The sequence below is a fragment of the Microbacterium sp. Z11_20 genome (assembly GCF_057197605.1).
On the sequence record NZ_JBXVOQ010000004.1, the window covers coordinates 353,966 to 378,339 of the forward strand.

Consider the following 24,374-nt stretch of genomic DNA (forward strand, 5'->3'; position numbering starts at 1 on the left):
AGACTCTGCGGAAGTCAGCGGAGGAGGAGGTTGGGCTGCAGGAGGTACTTGAACGACTCCGCGCCGCCCTTGTCGACGGAGGTCTGCGGCGTGATCAGCACAGGGCTGAGCTTGTTGGCGTTCTCGCTGGAGGTGAAGGTCACCCGCGCGAACTCGCTCTTGACCGCGCCGAGCGATTCCAGCAGGTACTGCGGGTTCAGCCCGAGAGTGACGTCCTCGCCGACGAGGGTCGCATCGACGGACTCTGTCGCCCGCGCCTGCTCGGTGCCCGACGCATCCATCGAGACGCCGTCGGCGGCGAAGGTGAATCGCAGCGGCGCCGAACGATCGAGCACGAGCGCGACGCGACGGACGGCCTCGGCGAGGTCCGCGGTGTTCACGACGGCGTGGTGCTCGGTCTGCGCCGGGAACAGCCGGCGCACCGGGGGGAAGTTGCCCTTGATCAGCAGCGACGTGACGGTCTTGTTCCCCGCCGTGAATGCGATGATCTCGCGGTCACCGGATCCGGAGAAGGCGATCGCGATGTCGCCGCCGTGCGCGAAGGTCTTGCCGACCTCCTGCAGGGTGCGGGCGGGAACCAGCGCGGTGATCGGCTCGTCGCCGGCGGCCGACCCGCCATCCCACGGGATCTCCCGGAGGGCCACACGATAACGGTCGGTCGCGACCAGGCTGAGCGTCGTACCGGTGACCTCGAGCTGCACGCCGGTGAGGACGGGTGTCACATCGTCGCGGGAGGCGGCGAAGGCGACCTGCGAGATCGCTGTGGCGAAGTCCTCGGCGGGAACGAGGCCCGACTGACCGCTCACCTCGGGGATCGCAGGATATTCCTGAACGGGCATCGAGGCCAGGGTGAAGCGGGCGGACCCGCAGGCGAGCAGGATGCCGCCGTCGTCATCGACGACGATCTGAATCGGTGCGTTCGGCAGTCGGCTGGCGATCTCCGACAGGAGGCGGCCGTGGACCAGGATGGTGCCCGGCTCGTCGACGGTGGCCTCGATCGTCGTGCGGGCCGAGGCTTCGTAGTCGAATGCCGCGAGAGACAGACCTGCTTCGGATGCCTCGATCAGCACCCCGGCGAGGATCGGCTGCGGGTTCCGCTGCGGGAGGAGCTTGACGACGAATGACACGGCTTCGCTGAACACATCGCGATTGACGTGAAACTTCACGGGTGCTCCCTCGGAGTCGGGTCTGGCGTACCCATGCTAGTGCCCGCGCCGCGTCGGGCCGGAAGCCCCGCTCCCGCCGGTAAAGGTGATCGGATGTGTTTCTCCAAAGGTTTTCTCTTCATCTTGTTAACAGCTGTGGAAACTGTGGATAACTCGTGCGATCCCAATGGCGGGATGGGAACTACACCGGTGTGAGATGTGGGATGGCTGCGGAGCGAGCTCTGACAACTCCCCCCAGCAGGGCGGCGGCGGGCGCGGTCCTCCACAGGGTGGAGCGAAACTTTCACATGACCGCAGGCGTGTCGTCCACGGTTATCCACAGGTTATCCACACTGTGCAGAACTGCATGATGAGGGCACCGCCCGGCTCTGTCAAGAACGCGGACGGACCGGGCGAGTCGCGCCGAATCAGCGCGAGCGGCCGAGCTGCGTGGTGATCTCGGAGACCTGGTTGTAGATGGAGCGGCGCTCTTTCATGAGCTCGCTGATCTTCTTATAGGCGTACATCACCGTGGTGTGATCGCGGTTGCCGAAGAGCTGCCCGATCTTGGGGAGCGACAGGCTCGTGCGTTCGCGGCACAGGTACATCGCGATCTGTCGCGCCGTGGCCACGGCCTGTGACCGACTGGAACCGTAGAGGTCGTCGACCGACAGCTTGAAGTACTGGGCGGTGGCGCTGATGATGTCGGTCGGCGACACGATGTTCGCGTCATCCTGATCGACGATGTCTCGCAGGACGGTCTGAGCCAGCGACATGTCGAGGTTCGACCGATTGAGGCTGGCGAATGCCGAGACGCGGATGAGGGCGCCCTCGAGTTCGCGGATGTTGGACGACACCACCGTCGCGATGTACTCCAGAACCTCGTCCGGGATCTGCAGGCGCTCGCTCTGCGCTTTCTTCCGGAGGATCGCGATGCGGGTCTCCAGGTCGGGTGCCTGCACGTCGGTGATGAGACCCCACTCGAAGCGGCTCCGCATCCGATCTTCGAAGCCCGTCAGGTGTTTGGGTGGTACATCGCTGGTGATCACGACCTGCTTGTCGTGGTCATGCAGCGTATTGAACGTGTGGAAGAACGCCTCCTGCGTCTCGGCGCGTCCTTGCAGGAACTGGATGTCATCGATGAGGAGGATGTCGACGTCCCGATACCGCGCCTGGAATGCCGAGCCCCGGTTATTCACGATCGAATTGATGAAGTCGTTCGTGAACTCTTCGCTGGAGACATACCGGACGCGGATTCCCGCGTACATGCTGACGGCATAGTCGCCGATCGCGTGGAGGAGGTGCGTCTTTCCCAGGCCCGAGTTCCCGTAGATGAACAGCGGGTTGTACGCCTTGGCTGGTGCTTCGGCGACGGCGACCGCTGCCGCGTGGGCGAAGCGGTTCGACTGCCCGATGACGAAATTGTCGAACGTGTACTTCGGGTTCAGTCGCGTGTCGCTCCGTGACGCCGGGGACGCGGCTTCACCCGCGTCGTCGGGGGCTGGTCGGGAGACCTGGGCCGGTGGTGGGGCGGTTTGCACCGACATGGGAGCGGTCAGATGCGCATCGATCAGTTCCGGGTTCACGGCCACTCGGAACGAGGTGGCCGGTTCCGGAGCATCCACCTTGGTGAGCGCCTCCATGAGGGGAAGCCGGAGGCGCTTGTTGATCTGCGCTGCGGTGAGGTCGTTGGGTACGTCCAGGTACAGCACGCCGGCGTAGACACCGCTGGGAACCACGAGGTTGAGGAAGCCCAGGAGCTGAGGCGTGACGCGCTCGTCTTCGAGGAGGCGCTCCAGCACGGCCGGCCAGATGGGGACGTCGGTGACATCGGACTGTGACATGGTCCCCCTGAGGTGGTCGGTGCGCCGAATCGGCGGGATACGAGGTACCGAGCCTGTGGATAACTACCCAGACACGCTAGCCAGCGACCGTTCCGAGAGCAAACTTCACTGTAGATCCGGCCGCGTGTCACCGCCACCTGCGTCGGCGGGGGTGGGGATAATGTGCGCTTTCACGCCGACTGGTTTGAGTTATGTCGCCGACGGACGTAGCCTTAGTCGGTTGACTTGTGCCTTCTCGGCAGTCCCGATCCCGCATCGTCCCCGGTGAGCCCCCGGGGAAAACATCTCCGGAGTGACCTCATGACCAAGCGTACGTTCCAGCCGAACAACCGTCGCCGCGCCAAGAAGCACGGCTTCCGTGCCCGCATGCGCACCCGCGCAGGTCGCGGCATCCTCTCCGCTCGTCGCTCCAAGGGGCGCACCGAGCTGTCCGCCTGACCCGCAGCGGTGCTCGCCAGACCGAACCGAATCACCCGCGGATCGGATTACAAGGCCATCGTCCGGCGGGGTCATCGCTGTGCCGCCGCGCACACCGTGACCTATGTCGGTCGTTCCGGTGACTCCGCGGTCGCCCGGTTCGGGTTCATCGTCAGCAAGCAGGTCGGGTCGGCCGTGGTGCGCAATACGGTGCGCCGCCGGCTGAAGGCGGTCTGCGCCGAGGCGCTGCCTGGCGTCCGCTCGGATGTGGACGTGGTGATCCGGGCCCTGCCCAGCGCCGCCACCGCCGATTTCGCTTCTCTCCGCGACGAGGTCGTGCGGTGCCTGGAGCGGAAGGCCGTCGCGTGAGCACCTCCACCCTCCCGGTCGCTTTCGTCGGCTCAGGCACGCTCACCCCGGCGGGGGTCTGGGCATCCGTCCCTCTGGTGCCTCGCAACGTCGGTCTCGCGCTGCTGCACGGCTACCGCGCAACGATCTCCCATGCATACGGCGATGTGTGCAAGTACTATCCCTCATGTTCGGCATACGCGGTCGGCGCCGTCCAGCAGCACGGACTGCTCAAAGGCACGGCTCTGGCAGCAGCGCGCCTCGCGCGGTGTCACCCCTGGGCTCAGGGCGGCATCGACGACGTGAAGCCGCACCGCGCCTTCCGCTACGAGCTCACTCGGCACGGTTTCGTCGTGCCCCCTGGAAAGGACTGAATCCGTGGGATTCGACCTGATTGGAACCATTCTCTGGCCGCTGAAGTGGCTGGTCGAGCTCGTGCTCGTCGGGTGGCACTCCCTCTTCACCTTCATCGGGCTTCCACCGGCGGATGGCATCACGTGGGTGCTGTCGATCATCGGGCTCGTGATCGTGCTGCGGTCGGCGCTCATCCCGCTCTTCGTGCGGCAGATCAAGAGCCAGCGGAAAATGATGGAAATTGCCCCTGAACTGCGGAAAGTTCAGGAAAAGTACCGCGGCAAGAAGGACCAGCTCTCGCGGGAGGCCATGAGTCGCGAGACCATGGCGCTGTATAAGAAGCACGGCACCACACCGGTGTCGAGCTGTCTGCCCCTGCTCGTGCAGATGCCCATCTTCTTCGCGCTGTTCAGCGTGCTCAACGACGTGCAGAAGATCGCCGCCAATCCGGAGTTCTCCGGCGTGGGCCTGCTCAACAACGAGCTGACCCAGGAGTTCTACGACGCCCAGCTGTTCGGGGTCGCGTCCCTTCACGCGACCCTGATCGATGCGTTCGAGACCCAGAACGGTGTGGCCATCGCCATCCTGGTGGTCCTGGTCGTGCTGATGATCGTGTCGCAGTTCTTCACCCAGCTGCAGATCATCTCGAAGAACCTCTCCCCCGAGGCGAAGACCGGCCAGGCGTACCAGATGCAGAAGGTGATGCTCTACATCCTTCCGCTGGCGTTCATCTTCTCGGGTGTCTTCTTCCCTCTCGGCGTCGTCATCTACTGGTTCGTCAGCAACCTGTGGACGATGGTCCAGCAGTTCGTGGTGATTCGCGAAATGCCCACTCCCGGATCCGATGCCGCCAAGGCACGCGAAGAGCGCCTTGCCCGCAAGGGGAAGGCCATCGACTCCAGCGGCAAGGTCATCTCGATGGAGAAGTACCAGGCCGAGCAGCAGCGGCTCTTCGAAGAGGCCGAGCGAGCCCGCGCCGCCGCACGCAAGCGCCAGCAGCCCGTCAGCAAGCAGCGGGCGAAGAAGCAGCAGGGCCCGGCCAAGCGTCCCGGATCGGGCAGTGGCGGCTCCCCGGCGCCCGGCGCGCGCGATACCCCCGGCTCCTCCCCCGGAACGCCTGACTCTCCGACCGCCTCCTGATGTCCGAAGGACGACCATGACTTCCGAATCCACCGACGTCGCACCCGCCTCCGCAGCGCCCGTCACCGACGAGCAGCTGGTCCAGGAAGGCGATATTGCCGCGGACTACCTCGAAGAGCTCCTCGATATCGCCGACCTCGACGGTGATCTGGCGCTGGATGTGCGCGGTGGACGTGCGTATGTCTCGGTGGAGGCCGAGTCATCCGGGTCTCTCGCTCGGTTGTCCGACCCCGAGACCGTGCAGGCCCTGCAGGAACTCACGCGTCTTGCCGTCCAGAACCGGACCGGACGCTTCTCCCGCCTCATCCTTGACATCGCCGGTTCGCGCGACACCCGTCAGCGCGAGCTCGAGCAGCTTGTCGAGCGTGCCCTGGAGCGCCTGGAAGGCGGCGCGTCGCAGGCATCCCTCCCGCCGATGTCGAGTTACGAGCGGAAGTTGATCCACGACATCGCCGCCGACCGTGGGCTGGTGTCCGAGTCGTACGGCGAAGGCGCCGACCGCCACACGGTGCTGCGCCGCGCGTGACGTTCCACGTGAAACATCGATGACCGATCTCGAGCCGGAGCCGGCTGCCGCGGCGGTCATCTTCGGAGACCGGATCGAGTTGGCGCGCGCCTTCACCGAGGCGCTGGGCGCACACGGCGAGGAACGCGGCCTGATCGGCCCACTGGAGGTGGGGCGCCTGTGGTCGCGCCACATTCTCAATAGCGCGGTGGTCGCTCCGCTGTTCACCGGCCGGGTGGGGGATGTCGGATCAGGGGCTGGGCTTCCCGGCCTCGTCCTGGCGATCGCGCGCCCCGACGTGGAATGGCTGCTCATCGAGCCGATGGAACGCCGTACCGCGTGGCTGACCGAGCAGGTGGATGCGCTGGGCCTGGAGAATGTGGAAGTCGTTCGCTCTCGGAGCGAGGATTGGCCCGGCGCGGGCTCGCTCGACATGGTGACGGCACGAGCGGTCAGCGCACTGCGCACCCTGATCCCGTGGACCGCTCCCCTCGTGCGGGACGGCGGGCAGCTCATCCTGCTCAAGGGAGCGAATGTGGCGGCTGAGGTGGAGGCGGCCCGCAAACAGATTCGCGCTCATCGCCTGTCGGACGTACGCGTGGAGACCGTTGGTGGGGGGCTCTTGGATGAGCCGACCCGCGTCTTCCGAGCCGTCGTGCGCGGCTGACGCGATTATCCCCGTTCCGGCCGCTCCCGGGCTGCAGGATGTGAGACCCCGCGGGTGCGGATGGGTCGGTGAGGCGGTGCAGCGCAAAAATCACTGCCGAATCCACTGCCTGGCGCGATTACCCACGTGCCGGCACGCTCAGGCGGTGCCAGGGCGTGCGCGGGGACCGGAGCAGTGCTCGTCACCGCGGGGCGGCGCCGGCGCGGCTGACGCACACCGGGTTCTGGCGTCGCGCGGACGGCTGGCCTACTACCGCTGGCTTAGGGACGCGGGTGCAGTGGCCGTCCGCTCGGAGGGCCGCCGTGGATACGCGCATTCACACACACGCGCGCTCGTGAACCGCTCCCCCGGGGATGTTTCACGTGAAACACATAGAGGGGCGGTTCCTCCATGGCGGGGCGCGTTCAGCATCCGTCCGGGTGAGCAGGGTCGCCGCGCCTGCGGCTGTCTGCGACGATGGAGCTGCCGGTTGCCGAACGCGCTCACACGATGCCCGTGCGCCCGTGCAGAAGCGCGCAGGAACCCGCGGGGCCCGATTCGGTGGGACATAGGCGCGTGCGGCGGTGGTGTGGCGAAGGCGGGTGCCGCGGACCACTTTGGGACGCTCGCCGTCGCGCGCTCGGCGACCGCCAGATGTTTCACGTGAAACATCTGTCACCAGGGGCCACGCCGGGGCGCGGCTGTGTGCGGGTGCTCGCGCACTTATCCACCCCATGTTTCACGTGAAACATCGGACCCCCCGGGAATGGCGAGGTGATGGCGTAGCGTGTGAGCAGCATGAGGGTGGCCTCTCGCGGTGCTCCACCCGCTTGCGCGGCGTGACCGGCGGCCTTTCGTGAGGGCACGCGGCGGATGCCGGCGGCGGTACTCGGCCGACGAGCCGCGGGCCCGTCCGGGCCCTGGCGTTATGTGGGCAACGGTCAGGAGCGGAGTCGGATCCGCGGGAAAGCGGTGCCCCAGCGCGGGTGACCCTCGCGCCGCGGCGACGCACCCGCCGCGGCCGCGCACCATCGAGTTCGGCCCTATCGAGGAGCGCGGGGGGCCACAGCCACTCAGTGGGACGGGCGTGATCAGGAATCATGATGACGCCCGAGAGGGCGGCGCTCGGGAAGCCACCGACACGGGGCCGGCCCACGGACAAGGCGCCCCGGAGCAGGGGACGGAGGTCGACGTGAGCACTGGCGTCGCGCGCGCCAGTGGCCAGGCGAGCCCTCGCTCACACGGGCGCCTGCCCGTTGGCGCCCGGCGCACGCCGCACGTCAATTGGGCTGAGCAGCGGGCGTGCCGGCACGATGTTTCACGTGAAACATAGGTGGTTCACGCGTGTCGTGCACTTTGGCTGCCGTGCGTGCGGGGCACGCACGGACTTCCCTGGGGGTGCAGAGAGAACCGCCTACCGAGACGCACCTCTGCTGGAGCGCCCAGGCCGCGCGCCCCGATAATGTTTCACGTGAAACATCCGACTTACCCGCGCGCTCCGGTGGTGCGCGGCGAACGCCATGGCGGTGCTTGCGCCATACCGAAGACATAGCGTGACCACCGACCCGCCGTGCGCTCCTGCGCCGTGCCCTGGTGGATAAGGGCGGAAGAGGTGTAACAGACGCCCGATTTCCTCCTGTGGGAGCGTGAATGCCGCGAGTAGGGCGGCCGTGGCGCGGTCGGGAGGGACGGATGCCCCGGGTAGACTGAACCGTCCGGAACCGAGTGCCAAGGGAGAGCGTTTCACGTGAAACAATCCGACGACTCGGGGTCCGGTGTGACGTTCGACTCCCCGATCGCGCGCGAGTTGGCGGATCTCTCCGCCCGACGCCGTGCCCTGGAGGATGTGGCCGTCGATCTCCCTACGAGTACCAGGGTGTTCACGGTGTCCAACCAGAAGGGCGGGGTGGGGAAGACCACGACCGCGGTGAACCTGGCTGCCGCGTTGGCCGCCGTCGGTGCGCGGGTCCTGGTCATCGACCTCGATCCACAGGGGAACGCTTCCACCGCCCTGGGTGTTCCGCACACTGCGGATACGCCGAGCGTCTACGACGTGCTCATCGACGAATTCCCCCTCGCTGACATCGTTCAGCAGAGCCCGGAATCCCCCAATCTCTTCTGCGCGCCCAGCACGATCCACCTCGCGGGCGCCGAGATCGAGCTCGTGTCCCAGGTGGCGCGTGAGCACCGCCTGCGTACGGCGCTCGATGACTATCTCGCGGTAGACGAGAACCGCATGGACTTCGTGATCATCGATTGCCCGCCTTCGCTCGGGCTGCTGACGATCAACGCCTTCACCGCGGCGAGCGAGGTGCTGATTCCCATCCAGTGCGAGTACTACGCGCTCGAGGGCCTCAGCCAGCTGCTCGGCAGCGTGCGCATGATTCAGCGCCACCTGAACACCGAGCTGCACGTCTCCACGATCGTTCTCACCATGTACGACGGACGCACTCGGCTGGCGCAGCAGGTGGCGGAGGAGGTGCGCACGCACTTCCCGGACGAGGTCCTGCGAACCGTGATCCCGCGCTCGGTCCGTGTGTCCGAGGCGCCCAGCTTCGGGCAGACGGTGATCGCGTACGACGGTCAGTCCGCTGGGGCGGTGGCCTACCGTGAGGCGGCGGTCGAGATCATCCAACGAGGCACGAAGAAGAAGGGCTCCTGATGGTGAAGAGGACTGGACTAGGACGGGGGATCGGTGCACTGATCCCCACGGCGGAGCCGTCGGAGGCGCGTCCGGTCGACGTTTTCTTTCCGGGTGCCCCGGCCGAATCGGCCACACCGGCGGATGCGGCGCCGGCCGACGACCTCGTCGCCGTACCCGGCGCGCGCCTGGTGCACATCAGCCCGCACGCGGTGGTGCCGAACCCTCGCCAGCCGCGCACGATCTTCGACGCGGATGACCTGGCGGAGCTTGTTCACAGTGTCCGGGAGTTCGGCGTGCTGCAGCCGATCGTCGTCCGTGACGTGGGGGAGGGCCGATACGAACTCATCATGGGTGAGCGCCGCACGCGCGCCGCGCGTGAGGCGGGTCTCGACGTGATCCCGGCGGTCGTGCGTGACACGGCGGACGAACACCTTCTGCGCGACGCCCTGCTGGAGAACCTCCACCGGTCGGAGCTGAACCCTCTGGAGGAGGCGTCCGCGTACCAGCAGCTGCTCGAGGACTTCGGGATCACGCAGGAGGAACTCGCCTCACGGATCGGCCGCTCCCGCCCGCAGATCAGCAACACCATCCGCCTCCTCCGCCTGCCCGTCCCGGTGCAGCAGCGGGTGGCGGCAGGCGTGTTGAGCGCGGGGCACGCCCGGGCCATCCTGTCGCTCGACGACGAGTCGGCGATGCGCAAACTCGCGGACAAGATCGTGAACGAAGACCTCTCGGTGCGGGCCGCCGAGGCCGTCGCGAAGAGCTCCCAGGGGGGCGCCCGGCGCGGGGCTGCGCCGAAGGCCGGATCGCGCCGCGGGCATCTGGATGAGGTTGCCGAACGGCTCGGCGATCGCCTGAACACCCGCGTCCGGGTGTCGCTATCGGCGAGAAAAGGCCAGGTCGTGATAGATTTCGCGACGGTCCAGGATTTGAACCGCATTCTCGCTGAGCTGGGCGAAGACGGGTTCGGGGGCTGACCCGGAGGCGTATTCCGTTTCGGGCATATCCGGGTTCCCCCCTCCGCGGGATGGCGCGCGGGGCCCGCGGCGGCGGCGGTCGGTCGTACGCTGGAGGTATGGCAACTCATGACGACCGGCCACGCCGGAGGGCGAGCCTGGAGCTGCTGCGTGCAGAGGCGGCCGACGAATTATCGGTCCTGGTTCACGAACGCCTGCTCGATGGCGAAGACCCGTGGGAGTTCATGGAGGATCTCCCCACGGTGGACGAGCTCGTCGTGCTGACGTTGCGCGCCGAGAACATCGCGGAGAACGGTGGGGTCAGGCCCAACCGCGCGCGCCACTATCGGGTGCTTCGGCAGATCGCCATCGAATACCCGCCGCTCACCCGTGCCGTCTGGCGGCTCCTGGGCGAGGAGGAGACGCACCGGCGCTGGGACGCGACCGTGCGGCTCGACGCCTCGTAGGGCGAGTCCGCGGGGGTCGTTCCGGATCGCAGAAAACCCCGCCGACCGTGGGTCGACGGGGTTTCGTGGCTCGGTGTGTCAGCCGATGAAATCGGCGAGGTCCTTCTCGAGAGCGAACTTCGGCTTGGCGCCGATGATGGTGGTCTTGACCTCGCCGCCCTGGAAGACCTTCATCGCCGGAATCGACGTGATCTGGTACTTCATGGCGAGGTCGGGGTTCTCATCCACGTTGAGCTTGAGAACGGTGATCTTGTCCGGGTTCTCGGCCGCGATCTCGTCCAGGATGGGGGACACCATCCGGCAGGGACCGCACCACACAGCCCAGAAATCCACCAGCACGGGACCGTCGGCCTGCAGCACGTCCTGCTCGAAGGTCGCGGAGGTCGTGGCCTTTGCGCTCATTGTCATCTCCTTGTTCGGGTAAAACTGTCGCCGGCTACAACGCCGGTGGCGGCGGGATTGTTCCTCAAGCCGCCGCTGCGCCCGGGAGACCGACGATCTGGTCCTCGCTCGCCGCAGGCTGTCCGGCCTGGCCACGCGCGGCGAGGTAATGCTCGACGTCCAGGGCTGCCACGGTTCCCGTGCCGGCGGCGGTGATGGCCTGGCGGTAGGTGTGGTCGATGACGTCACCCGCGGCGAACACCCCGGGAAGCGACGTGCGCGAGGACCGCCCGTCCACCCAGATCGTGCCCTCGGCCGTGAGGTCGAGCTTTCCGTGGACGAGGTGCGTGCGGGGGTCGTTGCCGATCGCCACGAACAGGCCGTCCAGCGGCAGTTGACGCGTCGAACCGTCGACCGTCGAGCGCAGCACGATGCCGTTGACCGCTTCGTCGCCCAGGATGTCGGCGACCTCGGCGTTCCAGACGAACTCGATCTTCTCGTTGGCGAAGGCCCGCTCCTGCATGATCTTCGAAGCGCGCAGCGTGTCCTTGCGGTGGATGATGTACACCTTCGACGCGAACTTCGTCAGGAAGGTCGCCTCCTCCATCGCAGAGTCTCCGCCGCCGACGACTGCGATCGTGCGGTCGCGGAAGAAGAATCCGTCGCAGGTGGCGCACCACGACACCCCGCGGCCGGACAGGCGCTCCTCGCCGGCGAGACCGAGCTTGCGGTAGGCCGAGCCGGTGGCGTAGATGACGGATGCGGCGGTGTGCACCGTACCGCTTCCCAGCGTGACGGTCTTCACGTCGCCGTCGAGGTCGAGCGACACGACGTCGTCGTACACCACCTCCGCGCCGAAGCGCTCGGCCTGCGCCTGCATCCGGGTCATGAGGTCGGGACCTTGAATACCCTCGGGGAACCCGGGGAAGTTCTCCACGTCCGTGGTGTTCATGAGCTCACCGCCGGCCTCGACCGAGCTCGCGATGACCAGCGGCTCCAGGTTCGCTCGGGCAGCGTAAATGGCCGCGGTGTAACCAGCGGGGCCCGATCCGATGATGATGACGTGACGCACGTGCGTCGCCCCCTTCGTAGTTTCCTCGGCTTTCAACCCATCGTAGCCCGCGGATATTCCCCGGCTCGGGGGCTCAGCGGCGGGGCAGGAAACGCGAGAGCATCCGTACCGCGGGGGTCAGCTCGGGGGTACGGAACAGCGCGAGGACGCCGAGATAGACGGCGAGCACGACGCTGCCGATGATCGCTGCACCGAGTGCACCGAGCAGCTTGTCCGAGGTCGTCCAGCCCTCCGCGCCGCCGAGGAGGAGGTACGCGCCCCATCCCGCCGCGGCAGCGGGGAGCGTGGCGAGGACGAAGCGCCCGAGCGAGGCCAGCCAGCTCGCCGTGCCGATGCCACCGAGGCGGCGGTGCAGCAGGCTGGCGCGCCCGAGGTTGCTCACTCGGTCACCCCCGGCGGGGGCGTGTCCGTGCGGACCTCCGGCTCCAGGGTGGCCGCGGCCTGTTCACGCGCGCGGGCGCGGCGCCGCAGCACGGTGCGCACGATCCCGAGCCCGAAGAACAACACCATGAGAGACACGAGGATCACCAGGCCGATGGTCTCCCATTCGGCGCGCACCTCGACCTCTGAGCTCTGCACGGTGCCGATGGGGACGCCGGTGGGGCTGTACAGCTGCATCGTGACGGTGACGGTGCCGCTTCCGACGCGCGCCTGAACGGGGATGGTGACGCGCGTGTTGCTCGCCGCGGACGCGAGCACCGGTGTGCGTTCGGTGACGATGAGGCGAGCGTCGTTCGGCTGGGCGACGAGCTCCAGGTTCACCGGATAGGGCAGGTCGTTGCGCACCCACGGGCCGAAATTCGCGTCGTAGCTGATGAGATTGAGCACGCTGGAGGGGAGGATCCCCACCGCATCCAGCGTTTCGCGCGTGCGTTCGCGGTGACGGGCGAACGCGGCGGATGCCGCCTCCGCATCCGCGCGCCATCCGACCGACAGCAGCTGCAGGATCTCGGCACGTTGGCGGCCGGTGAGGAGCGCGGGGTCGTCCAGGATGGTCGCGAAGCTGGCCACCTCGGTCTCCTCGGCGAGCAGCTGCATGACGTTCCCGACCGCCGCCGCATCGGCGGGGATCTCCCGCACGCTCACCTCGACGGGCTCGGCCGCGGCCAGTTCCGCCAATCCGAGGGGGGCGACCCCCGGCGTCGGGGTCGCGGCACTGATCGCGGCCCGGAGGCTCAGGCGCTCGCGATCGGTGCCGCGGTCCACCGTGACCAGCAGCGGCTGACCCCCGCTCTCCCGGGCCGCGAACGAGAGGTAGGCGGTGGCCTCAGCCAGTGGTGCGCCCCGTCGCGAGGGCTCCGGCTCGTCGGCGGCACGGTCCAGCGCTGCCGACACGGCGGAGTCGTACACGAGGAGCTGAGACCCGGCGGCTGTGGCGCGAGCGCGGGCGGTGCGGTTGCCCTCGCCGGTGGACGTGGTCGATGAGGGCACCAGAGTCAGGGGAGGCGCCCCGGCCACGGTCGTCGCCCCGAGCGCGGCCACCACATCGGAGCCGGCCGTGTCGCCTGCGGGCCAGAAGACGCCCGCGTGGGCGTGCGGTCCGATCGCGGTCAATTGCGTGAGGTCGGGAAGCTGCGGTTCGTCCTGAGTCTCCGCCCCCGGGGTGGGGGTCGCCGTCGGTGTTTCCGGCGCCGCGATGTCTTGCGCCGAGACGTAGGACACCAGCGACGTCGGCTGCAGGGGGGCGGGAAGTCCCGCCTGCATCTGCGGCGTCACATCCGCGTCGCCGAACTGCAGCGCGAACCGTTGGTTGGGCAGCGCCTCCAGGCGGGCGAGCCATTCGATCGCCGTCGGTGGGGCGGCCGTTCCCCGCGCGCGGATGGCCGCGGGCACCGCCGGGTCGATCGCCAGGATCGCGGCCGTCCCCTCCACCGCATCCAGCTGGGCGGTGAGCGCTCCGTCGATCGCGGTGAGGGCGGTCAGCTCCTCGATGCTCACGAGCCCCGCGGTGCCCGGTGGGGCGGTGATGGGGACGACGATGCCGACGGATGCGGTCACCGCGTCGTCGGGCACGACCAGGACGCTCGTCGAGACGAGTGTGTCCCCATCGACGACGGCCCTCGCCTGCAGCGGGTAGACGCCGGGACCGAGCGTGGCCAGAGCAGGGTGTTCGGGTGCCACGACGATGGTGGAGGTCGTATCGGCCCCGGATGCGAGCGGGGAGACCGGTGCCGACCCCACGACGGGGAGGGCGGAGGACGGTGCGCTGGAGAGCCATGCTCCCAGCGCGCTGCGGTCGGGGAGTGGGCCGGGGCCGAGTTCAAGGGTCACCTCGGTGGCGGCGAGGGAGTCGGGCGTGCCGTTGTCCATCGTCACCGACACGGCGAGCGCCTCGCCGCCGCGCACGATCCCGTTCGCCGCCGGTGACAGTGTCAGCTCCACCTCGCCGCTGAGAACCGGGCCCGTCGGTGACGGCGTGGGGGTGGCGGCGTGCGCGGAAGCGCCTCCTGTGACAGCGAGCACCACCGCCGCACCGGTCGCGAACAGGCGTCGCGTCAGACGGTGACGCGGCGCACGGGCCGGGGCGGGAGATGTTCGGATCATGAGGCTCCGGCGCGGGCAACAGGGCGACCGCACCGCAGCGATTCTATGGGCGTCGGCTCCGAGCTCCCCGTGCGCCCCGCGGGACGATTGAATGGAGGGATGTTGCCGCATCCCGATCCCGTGCTCGCCGCGGCGCTCGCCGCCGACCTCCGAGCGGGCGGGTACACCTCGGATGCGCTCCGGGCCGCATGGACGGCGGAGGCGGATGGAGCGATCCCGCGCGGCCTGCGCGGACCCGCACTGCGCGCACTCGGAGAGCGGACCGACCCGCTGGCGGTGGTCGCGCGCCTCCTGGCTCTGGCCGTGCCTCAGCCGGTGGCGCACGTAGACCGGGCCCTCCCGCAGACCCGCGCCGCCGGACTGGTTCGGCTCGGACTCGCCGAGATCGACGGCGACACGGTGACGGCGGCGGCGATGGTGCGTCCGCAGGGCTTCGTCGACGAGCGCGGCGAGGGTGAGTGGTGGATCGCGAGCGATCTCGACGAGGCGGCGCTGGGCGGACCGCTCCCCGAGGATCACGTGCTGGGCGTGGGCGGCGCATCCCTTACCCTGGCCCGTCTGCAGCTGCCGGATGCGGCAGGCACGTGTCTCGACCTCGGCACGGGATGCGGCATCCAGGCGCTGCGGATGCGGCGGGGCGGCGCGGAGCGGGTCGTCGCGACCGACGTCTCCGAGCGGGCGCTGCGGTTCACGGAGCTGAACGCGCACCTCAACGGGGTGGACGGCATCCAGACGCGGTCGGGGAGCCTGTTCGACCCGGTGGCCGACGAACGGTTCGTCCGCATCGTCACGAACCCGCCGTTCGTCATCACGCCGCGGGCGGTGGGAGTGCCCGCGTACGAGTACCGCGACGGCGGCCGCGTGGGCGACGGGCTGGTCGCGGAGGTGGTCACCGGTGTGGGCGCGCACCTGGCTCCCGGCGGCGTCGCGCAGCTGCTGGGAAACTGGGAGAGCCACGGCGGCGAGGAGGGTCTCGATCGCGTGCGGGCGTGGGTGGCCGCATCCGGTGTTCCGCTGGACGCCTGGGTCGTCGAACGCGAACGCCTCGACCCGCTCGCCTACGCCGAGCTGTGGGTCCGGGACGGGGGCACCGTTTCCGGCACGCCGCAGTACGCGGAGCTCATCGACGCGTGGCTCGATGATTTCTCGGCGCGCGGAGTGACGGAGATCGGGTTCGGGTACGTGCTGCTGCACCGCCCCGCGTCGGGCGGGGCCTCGCTCGCGCGCTACGAGCGCGTGGAGGGCGGGTCGGCGCCGTCGGGCGAGCACCTGGCGGCTTCTCTCGCCGCTCACGTCCGGTTGGCGGCCCTCGGCGACGACGGGCTCGCCGCATCGCGGTTCACCGTCGCCCCCGACGTGACCGAAGCGCGCCACCACCGGCCCGGCGAAGAGGCCGCGACGGTGATCGAGTTGCGCCAGGGTGGCGGTTTCGCGCGGTCGCTGCCGGTCGACCCGGCCCTGGCCGCGGTCGTCGGTGCCAGCGACGGCGACCTCGAACTCGGCCGGCTCGTCGACGCGGTCGCGCAGCTGATGGAGGTGGATGCGGCAGCACTACGGGCAGACCTGTTCCCCCGGGTGCGCGAGCTGGTGTTCACCGGCTTCCTCCGTTTCGCCGACTGATCGCGGCGGTTCCCGCCCGGTTAGGCTCGACGCATGCTGAACATGGCCGAGGGTGTCGCGCGCCTGGACGCGTTGGCCGACTCCGCCGTCGTCTCCCGTCTCGGACGCGCCTTCGCCGACGCCGGACACGAACTCGCCGTCGTCGGCGGGCCCGTGCGCGACGCGCTCCTCGGGCGCGAGACGCACGACCTCGACTTCACCACCGACGCGCGTCCTGACGACATCCTCCGGATCGTCACGCCCATCTCGAGCGCGCGCTGGGACGTGGGGCGCGATTTCGGAACGATCGGCGCCCGCGTCTCGGGCGAGCAGGTGGAGATCACGACCTACCGCGCCGACAGCTACGACGGTGTGACCCGCAAGCCCACCGTCGCGTTCGGCGAGACGCTGGAAGAAGACCTGGTGCGACGCGACTTCACCGTCAACGCGATGGCGCTGCGGGTGCCGGGCAAGACGCTGGTGGATCCGACCGGCGGCGTGGAGGATCTGATCGGACGGCGTCTGCGCACGCCCACCGAGCCGGAGGTGAGCTTCGGCGACGACCCCCTCCGGATGCTGCGCGCCGCGCGCTTCTCGTCCCAACTCGGCTTCGAGGTCGACCCGGCGACGCTCGCCGCGATGGCCGAGCTCGGTTCGACGCTCTCGATCGTCAGCGCCGAGCGCATCCAGTCGGAGCTGGTGCGGATGCTGGCCACCGATGACCCCGTACCGGGCCTGCGGATCCTCGTCGACACGGGCCTGATGGACCTCTTCCTGCCCGAAGTGCCCGCGCTTCGGCTCGAGGTGGACGAGCACCATCACCACAAGGACGTCTACGAGCACTCCCTGACCGTGCTGCGACAGACGATCGAGCTCGAACACGCGCGGTATCCCGGTGCGGCCCCCGACGTGCCGCTGCGGCTGGCGGCTCTCCTCCACGACATCGGGAAGCCGGCGACGCGCCGCCTGGAGCCCGGTGGGACGGTGACCTTCCATCACCACGACGTCAAGGGCGCCCGTCTCGCGCGCAAGCGACTGCAGGCCCTGCGCTTCGACTCCGACACGATCCGGTCGGTCACCACGCTCATCGAGCTGCACCTCCGCTTCTTCGGGTACGCCGAGGGGGCGTGGACCGACTCCGCCGTCCGCCGGTACGTGCGCGACGCCGGCGACGAACTCGAACGACTCCACATCATCACCCGGGCCGATGTCACCACGCGCAACCGGCGCAAAGCCGCGCGCCTGGCCGGCGCATACGACGACATCGAGGCGCGTATCGCCGCCCTGCGCGAACAGGAGCAGATCGACTCGGTGCGCCCCGAGCTGGATGGCAACCGCATCCAGGAGGTGCTCGGCATCCCCCCCGGCCGCGACGTGGGCGAGGCGTACCGGTTCCTGCTCGACCTGCGTCTGGACGAGGGCCCTCTCGGCGAGGAGGAGGCCGAGCGGCGCCTCCGCACGTGGTGGGCCGCCCGCGCCTGACCCTCGCCCCGGCCGCGCGGCGTGGCGCCGCTCGAACGTCGGAGGATCGCACGTTGGTCGGAGCATCCGCGGCGAATCGTCCGACGGCGCCGCGATCCTCCGACCGTGGCATCGGGCGCGGCGCGGGCGTGGCGCCGCTCGAACGTCGGAGGATCGCACGTTGGTCGGAGCATCCGCGGAGATTCGTCCGACGGCGCCGCGATCCTCCGACCGTGGCATCGGGCGCGGCGCGGTCGGGGCGACACTCGACGTCGGAGGATCGCACGTTGGTCGGAGCATCCGCGGAGAATCGTCCGACGGCGCCGCGATCCTCCGACCCCCGCATCGGGCGCCGTCCTCATGACGGGGCGGCGGGGCCGCGCGGCGGCGGAGTGGGTGGCCGCCGATTCGATACCGTGCTTGCATCGCCGTCTCCCAGGAAGGGGCGCTCCCGTGAGCATCTCGACGATCACCATCGTGAACCCGGCCGGCACGGGGAACCTCCTGAACCCGGAGGTTCTCGCCGACCTGACCGAGCAGTTGAGGGCCGCGGACGCCGATCCGGAGGTGACCGGCATCATCCTCACTGGCGCCGGGGAGGTCTTCTGCAGCGGTCTGGACCTCCCCGCGATCCAGGCCGGCGGTGACCCGGTGGAATTCGCCACCGCGCTCGCCGCCCTGTTGAAGTACCTGCCGACCCTCGGCACTCCGGTCGTCGCGGCCGTCAACGGCGATGCCGTCGCGTCCGGGGCATCCATCGTCGCGGCCGTGGACTACGCCGTGGCGGTTCCGGATGCGGTGATCGGAACGCGCGAGGTATCCCTGGGCATCTGGCCGATGGTGGCGCAGGTGCCGTTGATCCAACGGCTGGGGGCGAGGGCGGCCATGGAGAACGTGGGGTCGGGCGAGCCGTTCTCCGCGGAGCGCGCGCGGGAGGTCGGCCTGCTCAACGCGATCGCCGAACCCGGTGCGCTTTTCGCGGCGGCGGAGGAGTGGCTCGGCAAAGCCGCTCGCGCGGGGGCCATCGCGCGCGTCGGGCGGCCCGCCTTCTACCGCTTCGCCGAGATGGGGTACGCAGAGGCGCTGGATGCGTCCGTCGAGCTCTTCGCGGACATGAACCGCTGACCTTCCCTGACGTTGCCGCCGGTCAGTTGCCGAGAACGCCGAACACCGCGGTGAGCAGCCACCATCCGACGCCGAGCACCAGGAAGACCACGGTCACCCACGAGAAGCTCCGTTTGAGCCGCCGCCCCTGCGGCGCGACGCCCGGAGGCGGCGGGGTGAGCGGCGGTGGCTCCGCCGCGGTGGCTCCGGGAATGCCCGAGGCCACCGCATCCGTCGCCGGGATGCCGGTCGCCGCGAGCCGATCGTCGCGCCAGCGCGCCCACTGGGCGAGCTTGTCCAGCAGCGCGGCGACGACGGTGAACAGCCACGCCCACGTCGCCGGGTCGAGGGTGGACAGGTCGCGCTTGGCGTAGAGGAAGAGCCAGTCATCGACGATCTCGACATCCAGCGCGGCGGCATTGTCGATGAAGCGGGCCATGATGTCGGGCGTGAACAGGTACAGCGCGTCGCGCTCGTAGTCGGCGGGGCAGTAGAGCGAGAAGTATTTGTCGAAGTCACCCTCGAGGCTCAGCCGTTGGTCGCGGTCGAAGGCGGCGGGCAGGTTGGATGCACCGAACAGGCCGTTGTTGCCGACCGCATCCAACACGATGTGCGGGAGAGGCACGTCGAGCTTCACCGCCACATAGCCCCACTTGTGGGTCGTGCGGTTCTTTCCCGACCCCGTGGTGAACCGGTAGTTCGCGAACTCCACGAATCGCGGCTGGGCACCGCGCACGAGGTCACTGGCCTCGCGCGAGTTACCGAGGTGGAAGATCATGCCGGGCAGCGCCGGTGCCGCGATGACGGGGGTGAAGGCCATCCCGTTCGCCCGCGCGAACCGGTCGAGACGGTACCACCGGACGGCGCTACCGCCGCGGACCAGGGCCACCACGACGATCACGACGATCACGGCGATGAACAGGAAGGGGACGACCGAGACGAGCCCGAACACGCCGCCTCCGGATGAGCTCAGCGCCGACGCCACCGCGCCGAAGACCGCGCCGAACACGACGAGCATGAACACGACGACGATCGAGCCGATCACGATCCCGGCCACGGAGGACCCCGAGACCTTCCCCTGCGCGCGCAGCTCGCGCACGAAGGCCTTCGCCGCGGCACGGTCGACAGGTTCGGTGAGCGGCTGCGCGTCGAACGTGATCGGGGTGGGGGTGCTCATCGGTTCACCTCGGCGGCGTTCCCCGAGAGGCTGGTGTCCGCGCGGATCGCCCGGCCCTCGATCGCCGGGTCGCTGCAGAGCGCGCGGACGAGGTCGGGGCTCCCGCCAACGGTCGTGGAGTCGTCGTCCACCTCGGTGACGAGCACCCAGGCGCGGTCGGCGGGCCAGATCAGGCTCGGCGACGCGGTCCATTCCGGGCGGTCCTCGGCCCAGGGCACGCGCGAGGCCCATCCCGGATCGGCGAGCTCGCCGAGCGAGCCGCGGAAGAGGACGTGGTCGCGATCGGGCAGCTCCAGCCGGGGGCCACGGGAGATGTCGTCCGAGAGCAGTCCGGGCTGCCACACCGGCTTGCGGAAGACGTTGTTGAACGGGTCGTGGATGCTGCGCTCAAGCATCGCGCGGTGGTGATTCATGACAGCGGGGTCATCGTCGTCGGAGGTGGCGAGGGCGATCCTGGCGGGGGCCGAGGCGAAGGATCCGACCAGCCCGCCCCACCCCTCCCAGACGGCGATGTACACGTCATCCGCGGTGCGGGTGTGCTGCGCGAGGTGCCTCGTGACCGCGCTGAGTTTCGCCGCATCCAGGCGACCCTCCTGCGCCGCGTCCTCGTCGCCCTCGGCCGGCCCGCTCGCGGCGTTGGAGATGCGCGCGTACGCCGGGAACCCACGCGGGACGAAGTGGTGCAGGGGGTTGCGCCGGTCCTCGGGATCGAGCCGCTCACGGATCCACGTGCCGGCGGTGACGTCGTCGGTCCACTCCATGCAGGTCACGCTACCGACCGATGGCGGCATACGTGTGCGTCCGGGGGGCGAGAGGGCGTGCTGCCCCGTGATTCTCAGCGGTTTAGTCGATTCTCAGCATTTTGTCGTTGACTCCGCCGAGGGGAGCAACAACACTCTGACGGGTCACCCAACCGTTGTGAGGATCCCCCATGTCCACGTACCTCATCACCTGCACGCCCGCCCACGGTCACATCGCGCCGCTGCTGGCGGTCGCGCGCCACCTTGCGGCCGCCGGCGAGCGCGTGCTCTTTCTCACCAGCCCCCGCTACGCGGAACGCGTGAACGAATCCGGTGCGCACTTCGTGCCGCTGCCGGCGGCGGCCGATGTGGACCTGGATGACCCCGGTCCGGCCTTCCCCGAGCGGGCCGGGTTGCGCGGGCCGGCGGCGATCCGCTTCGACATGCTCAACCTGTTTCTCGCCCCCGGCCGCGCGCAGTACGAGGCGGTGCGCTCGATCCTCGCCGCAGAGCCGGTGGACGCGATCCTCACCGAACCGATCTTCATCGGCGTGGTGCTCCTGGCAGAGCTTCCGGCTTCCGAGCGCCCGCCCATCATCGCGCTCGGCATCTTCCCCCTCAGCTCGAAGAGCCGGGACACGGCTCCCTTCGGGCTGGGCATCGCGCCGATGCGAGGTGTACTCGGGCGCGTCCGCAACGCCGCCCTCACCGTCGTCGCCGAGAAGGGCGTCTTCGCCCCGGTCACCCGGGCGGCGAACGCCCTGGCGTCAGAGGTCATCGGGCACCCCCTCAGCCGGTTCTTCCTCGACTGGACCCGCGGTGCGGATGCGCTGGCCCAGTTCACCGTCGCCGGCTTCGAGTATCCGCGGTCGGACCTGTCGGACAACGTCACGTTCGTGGGCCCGCTCCGGCCCTCCTCCCCCCACGTGGACCTGCCCGAATGGTGGGGCGACCTGGACACCACGCGACCCGTCGTCCACGTCACGCAGGGCACCGCCGCGAACGCCGACACCTCTCAGCTGCTCGAGCCCACCTTCGCCGCGCTCGCCGACGAGGACGTCCTCGTCGTGGCCAGCACCGGCGGCCGCCCGGTGGACGGGCTGCGCGATCTCCCCGCCAATGCGCGGGTGGCCACCTACCTGCCCTACGACCAGCTGCTGCCGCGCGTGGACGTGCTCGTCACGAACGGTGGTTACGGAGGCGTGCATCAGGCGCTCGCCGCCGGTATCCCGCTCGTGGTGGCCGGACAGACCGAGGACAAGATCGAAGTCTCGGCCCGCGTCGGATGGAGTGGCGCCGGGATCAACCTCAGATCGAGCCGGCCGAAGCCCGACAGCGTGAGGGCAGCGGTCCGCACCGTGCTCTCCGATGACCGCTACCGCAGTCGCGCACGGGCACTCGCGGCGGAGATCGCGCAGGCACCGGGGCTCGCCGGGCTCGACCGCATCCTGGCCGACGTGCAGCGCGCGCGAGCATCGGATACACTGTGAAGGTTGTCCGGCGACGCCACTCGCGCGCACGCGGACGACATGCACACACCCTCCTGCTTCCGGGAAATGCCCGGCAGCCGTTCTAGTCCGAAGGAGGTGGGTTAGTGACGCACCAGTACGAACTCATGGTCATTTTCGATCCCGAGCTCGACGAGCGCCAGGTTGCACCCAACCTGGACAGGTTCCTCAAGGTCATCACGACCGACGGGGGCACCATCGACAACGTCGACATCTGGGGCCGCCGCCGTCTCGCGTATGAGATTCAGAAGAAGACCGAGGGCATCTACGCCGTCGTCAACTTCACGGCCACCAGCGAGGCCACGCAGGAGCTCGACCGTCAGCTCAAGCTGAACGAGCAGATCATGCGCACCAAGGTCCTCCGTGCCGAGGAAGCCATCGCTCTGGTCGCTTCCGAAGCGGTGCGCAAGGAGGCCAAGGCCGCTCGCAAGGCCGCGGCCGCCGAGACCCGGACGGCTAAGAAGGACGCCTGATGGCCGGCGAAACCGTCATCACCGTCGTGGGCAACCTCACGGCCGACCCCGAACTGCGCTACACGCAGAACGGGCTTCCGGTGGCGAACTTCACCATCGCGTCGACTCCGCGCACGTTCGACCGCCAGGCGAACGAGTGGAAAGACGGCGAGGCGCTGTTCCTCCGGGCATCCGTGTGGCGGGACTTCGCCGAGCACGTGGCGGGTTCGCTCACAAAGGGCGCGCGGGTCATCGCGACCGGTCGCCTCAAGCAGCGCTCCTACCAGGACCGCGAGGGCGCCCAGCGCACCTCGATCGAGCTGGAGGTCGATGAGATCGGCCCCTCGCTGCGTTACGCCACCGCACAGGTGACGCGCGCGGCCAGCTCCGGTGCAGGCGGAGGTGGCGGCGGCGGTCAGCAGCGTCAGCAGGTCGCGGATGAGCCGTGGTCGACGCCCGGTTCGACCGGCGGTGCCGCAGGTGCCGCTGGTGCCGCAGGCGGGGCCGACGCCTGGTCCGCCCCCGGTAACTACGGGGACGACACCCCGTTCTGATTCACGCTGGATGCCGCGCTCTCTGAGCTGCAGCATCCGCGTTTCATACGAAAGAAGGAAGCATGGCTGGAAAGTCGAGCGGCGACCGCCGCAAGCCGCGGAAGGGTGGCAAGCCCACCGCTCCCGCGAAGCCGACTCGTGTGGGTGTCATTGATTACAAGGACATCCCCACCCTCCGCAAGTTCATTTCGGAGCGCGGGAAGATCCGCGCCCGCCGTATCACCGGTGTCTCGGTGCAGGAGCAGCGTCTCATCGCTCGCGCGATCAAGAACGCGCGTGAGATGGCGCTCCTGCCCTACGCCGGCGCCGGCCGCTAAGGGGCACCCGCATGGCAAAGCTGATTCTCACGAATGAGGTCGCCGGGCTCGGAAGCGCCGGCGACGTGATCGAGGTCAAGAACGGGTACGCCCGCAACTACCTCATCCCCCAGGGCTTCGCGGTGGCGTGGTCGCGTGGTGGCGAGAAGCAGGTCGCGTCCATTCGCGCGGCCCGCGAGTCTCGCGCGATCCACGACCACGAAGAAGCCGTGGCGCTGAAGAACACGCTCGAGTCCAACAAGGTCAAGCTGACGGTGAAGGCCGGCGCCGAAGGGCGTCTGTTCGGCTCCGTCAAGACCGGCGACGTGGCTGACGCGGTCAAGGCCGCCGGCTTCGGCGACCTGGACAAGCGCAAGATCCACATCACCTCGCCCATCAAGGCGGTCGGTGAGCACGAGGCGACGATTCGTCTGCGTGATGACGTCACCGCCGTGATCACCCTTCAGGTGGTCGCTGCGAAGTAACGCACGCACACCGGATGCCGCGGACCCCGTTTCGGGTCCGCGGCATCCGTCGTTGTGCGGCGCGCTCAGGGCGCCGGTCTGCGTCCGCGCGGCCGATGCCGCCGCGCAGTGAGCCCCGTGGCAGGGACGGTACGCCGTTCGCTCCCGTGGGCCTCAAGCGCACTTGACAATTTCCGGATCCGTCGATACTCGACCCGTGGTTATCCCCGGATTTGTACACAACCCAGGTCGCCGGCGAAGCAACCTTCAAGTCTCACTTCAACCACATCCGCGAAGAATCGCTGTGGAGATATAAACCCCTGGTACGAGGCACAATATTTCTTATCTCGGCAGCGGTTGTCCGCCGTTGTCCACAGGTGTTGTACACAGGTGTGTCGGCGTTTCGCGCATTTCCTCCACAGAGTTATCCACAGGCCGGTTTGCGCCAGCCGGAGGCCGTCCATAGCGTGGGTCCCGCTCATCAAGACGAACCGCTGAGGGTCGCGCGAGGGGCGTGTCGGGGGTTCGTGTTCCTATGGGAACGCGGGATGACACG

25 protein-coding genes are annotated in these 24,374 nt (G+C 68.9%); 17 read left to right on the plus strand and 8 right to left on the minus strand.

Going from position 1 to position 24,374, the window contains the following annotated elements:
* Positions 1-14: 14 nt before the first annotated feature.
* Together dnaN and dnaA are read right to left on the minus strand one after the other, a co-directional pair.
* Positions 15-1,166, minus strand: a complete 1,152-nt coding sequence (dnaN, locus tag AC2DFQ_RS12130) for a DNA polymerase III subunit beta (RefSeq protein WP_484534068.1) — start codon at positions 1,164-1,166, stop codon at positions 15-17.
* 407 nt (positions 1,167-1,573) lie between these two features.
* Positions 1,574-2,989: a chromosomal replication initiator protein DnaA gene (dnaA, locus tag AC2DFQ_RS12135; RefSeq protein WP_484510668.1), complete on the minus strand. Its 1,416-nt coding sequence runs from the start codon at positions 2,987-2,989 to the stop codon at positions 1,574-1,576.
* A 300-nt stretch (positions 2,990-3,289) separates the two neighbouring features.
* Here dnaA and rpmH point away from each other — a divergent pair, with 300 nt between their 5' ends.
* From rpmH to AC2DFQ_RS12180, 9 genes are all read left to right on the plus strand, one after another.
* Positions 3,290-3,427, plus strand: a complete 138-nt coding sequence (gene rpmH, locus AC2DFQ_RS12140; protein ID WP_484510667.1) for a 50S ribosomal protein L34 — start codon at positions 3,290-3,292, stop codon at positions 3,425-3,427.
* A 9-nt stretch (positions 3,428-3,436) separates the two neighbouring features.
* On the plus strand, positions 3,437-3,775 hold the full coding sequence (rnpA, locus tag AC2DFQ_RS12145; protein ID WP_484510666.1) for a ribonuclease P protein component: 339 nt from the start codon (positions 3,437-3,439) through the stop codon (positions 3,773-3,775).
* The gene (gene yidD, locus AC2DFQ_RS12150; RefSeq protein ID WP_484510665.1) at positions 3,772-4,128 is read left to right on the plus strand and encodes a membrane protein insertion efficiency factor YidD; all 357 of its coding nucleotides are present in this window, start codon (positions 3,772-3,774) and stop codon (positions 4,126-4,128) included. Before rnpA ends, yidD begins: the two co-directional genes overlap by 4 nt.
* A 4-nt stretch (positions 4,129-4,132) precedes the next feature.
* Positions 4,133-5,248, plus strand: a complete 1,116-nt coding sequence (gene yidC, locus AC2DFQ_RS12155; RefSeq protein WP_484534069.1) for a membrane protein insertase YidC — start codon at positions 4,133-4,135, stop codon at positions 5,246-5,248.
* 16 nt (positions 5,249-5,264) lie between these two features.
* On the plus strand, positions 5,265-5,774 hold the full coding sequence (locus AC2DFQ_RS12160; RefSeq protein ID WP_484510663.1) for a Jag family protein: 510 nt from the start codon (positions 5,265-5,267) through the stop codon (positions 5,772-5,774).
* Positions 5,775-5,793: 19 nt separating this feature from the next.
* Positions 5,794-6,420 (plus strand): 16S rRNA (guanine(527)-N(7))-methyltransferase RsmG, encoded by a 627-nt coding sequence (gene rsmG, locus AC2DFQ_RS12165; protein WP_484534070.1) that lies wholly within the window; start codon positions 5,794-5,796, stop codon positions 6,418-6,420.
* A gap of 1,726 nt (positions 6,421-8,146) precedes the next feature.
* A complete protein-coding gene (locus AC2DFQ_RS12170; protein ID WP_484510661.1) occupies positions 8,147-9,061 on the plus strand; it encodes a ParA family protein in 915 nt (304 codons plus the stop codon).
* Positions 9,061-10,020: a ParB/RepB/Spo0J family partition protein gene (locus AC2DFQ_RS12175; RefSeq protein WP_484510660.1), complete on the plus strand. Its 960-nt coding sequence runs from the start codon at positions 9,061-9,063 to the stop codon at positions 10,018-10,020. The genes AC2DFQ_RS12170 and AC2DFQ_RS12175 overlap by 1 nt, the downstream gene beginning before the upstream one ends.
* A 98-nt stretch (positions 10,021-10,118) precedes the next feature.
* The gene (locus AC2DFQ_RS12180) at positions 10,119-10,466 is read left to right on the plus strand and encodes a tryptophan synthase subunit alpha (RefSeq protein ID WP_484510659.1); all 348 of its coding nucleotides are present in this window, start codon (positions 10,119-10,121) and stop codon (positions 10,464-10,466) included.
* Positions 10,467-10,544: 78 nt separating this feature from the next.
* Here AC2DFQ_RS12180 and trxA read toward each other — a convergent pair whose 3' ends face one another.
* The 4 genes from trxA to AC2DFQ_RS12200 all read right to left on the minus strand — a co-directional run bounded on the left by trxA (position 10,545) and on the right by AC2DFQ_RS12200 (position 14,463).
* Positions 10,545-10,868, minus strand: coding sequence for a thioredoxin (gene trxA / locus AC2DFQ_RS12185; protein WP_484510658.1), 324 nt, complete (start codon positions 10,866-10,868; stop codon positions 10,545-10,547).
* 64 nt (positions 10,869-10,932) lie between these two features.
* Entirely contained in the window at positions 10,933-11,919 is a 987-nt protein-coding gene (gene trxB, locus AC2DFQ_RS12190) for a thioredoxin-disulfide reductase (protein WP_484534071.1), read from the minus strand.
* Between the two features lie 73 nt (positions 11,920-11,992).
* Positions 11,993-12,301: a hypothetical protein gene (locus AC2DFQ_RS12195; protein WP_484534072.1), complete on the minus strand. Its 309-nt coding sequence runs from the start codon at positions 12,299-12,301 to the stop codon at positions 11,993-11,995.
* A complete protein-coding gene (locus AC2DFQ_RS12200; RefSeq protein WP_484534073.1) occupies positions 12,298-14,463 on the minus strand; it encodes a DUF6049 family protein in 2,166 nt (721 codons plus the stop codon). The genes AC2DFQ_RS12195 and AC2DFQ_RS12200 overlap by 4 nt, the downstream gene beginning before the upstream one ends.
* A gap of 99 nt (positions 14,464-14,562) precedes the next feature.
* Here AC2DFQ_RS12200 and AC2DFQ_RS12205 point away from each other — a divergent pair, with 99 nt between their 5' ends.
* From AC2DFQ_RS12205 to AC2DFQ_RS12215, 3 genes are all read left to right on the plus strand, one after another.
* The gene (locus AC2DFQ_RS12205; RefSeq protein WP_484534074.1) at positions 14,563-16,083 is read left to right on the plus strand and encodes a DUF7059 domain-containing protein; all 1,521 of its coding nucleotides are present in this window, start codon (positions 14,563-14,565) and stop codon (positions 16,081-16,083) included.
* Between the two features lie 33 nt (positions 16,084-16,116).
* Positions 16,117-17,544 (plus strand): CCA tRNA nucleotidyltransferase, encoded by a 1,428-nt coding sequence (locus AC2DFQ_RS12210; protein ID WP_484534075.1) that lies wholly within the window; start codon positions 16,117-16,119, stop codon positions 17,542-17,544.
* 432 nt (positions 17,545-17,976) lie between these two features.
* Entirely contained in the window at positions 17,977-18,648 is a 672-nt protein-coding gene (locus AC2DFQ_RS12215) for an enoyl-CoA hydratase/isomerase family protein (RefSeq protein ID WP_484534076.1), read from the plus strand.
* Between the two features lie 22 nt (positions 18,649-18,670).
* On the opposite strand, the gene AC2DFQ_RS12220 is transcribed toward AC2DFQ_RS12215, so the two are convergent.
* Positions 18,671-19,804: a hypothetical protein gene (locus tag AC2DFQ_RS12220; RefSeq protein ID WP_484534077.1), complete on the minus strand. Its 1,134-nt coding sequence runs from the start codon at positions 19,802-19,804 to the stop codon at positions 18,671-18,673.
* The gene (locus tag AC2DFQ_RS12225; RefSeq protein ID WP_484534078.1) at positions 19,801-20,565 is read right to left on the minus strand and encodes a hypothetical protein; all 765 of its coding nucleotides are present in this window, start codon (positions 20,563-20,565) and stop codon (positions 19,801-19,803) included. Before AC2DFQ_RS12225 ends, AC2DFQ_RS12220 begins: the two co-directional genes overlap by 4 nt.
* Positions 20,566-20,735: 170 nt before the next feature.
* Here AC2DFQ_RS12225 and AC2DFQ_RS12230 point away from each other — a divergent pair, with 170 nt between their 5' ends.
* The 5 genes from AC2DFQ_RS12230 (at position 20,736) to rplI (ending at position 23,839) form a co-directional block, all read left to right on the plus strand.
* Positions 20,736-22,034, plus strand: coding sequence for a glycosyltransferase (locus AC2DFQ_RS12230; protein ID WP_484534079.1), 1,299 nt, complete (start codon positions 20,736-20,738; stop codon positions 22,032-22,034).
* Positions 22,035-22,138: 104 nt separating this feature from the next.
* Positions 22,139-22,525, plus strand: a complete 387-nt coding sequence (gene rpsF, locus AC2DFQ_RS12235) for a 30S ribosomal protein S6 (protein ID WP_484510648.1) — start codon at positions 22,139-22,141, stop codon at positions 22,523-22,525.
* Entirely contained in the window at positions 22,525-23,058 is a 534-nt protein-coding gene (locus AC2DFQ_RS12240) for a single-stranded DNA-binding protein (protein WP_484510647.1), read from the plus strand. The genes rpsF and AC2DFQ_RS12240 overlap by 1 nt, the downstream gene beginning before the upstream one ends.
* A gap of 62 nt (positions 23,059-23,120) precedes the next feature.
* On the plus strand, positions 23,121-23,375 hold the full coding sequence (gene rpsR / locus AC2DFQ_RS12245) for a 30S ribosomal protein S18 (RefSeq protein ID WP_484510646.1): 255 nt from the start codon (positions 23,121-23,123) through the stop codon (positions 23,373-23,375).
* Between the two features lie 11 nt (positions 23,376-23,386).
* Positions 23,387-23,839, plus strand: coding sequence for a 50S ribosomal protein L9 (rplI, locus tag AC2DFQ_RS12250; RefSeq protein ID WP_484534080.1), 453 nt, complete (start codon positions 23,387-23,389; stop codon positions 23,837-23,839).
* Positions 23,840-24,374 lie beyond the last annotated feature (535 nt).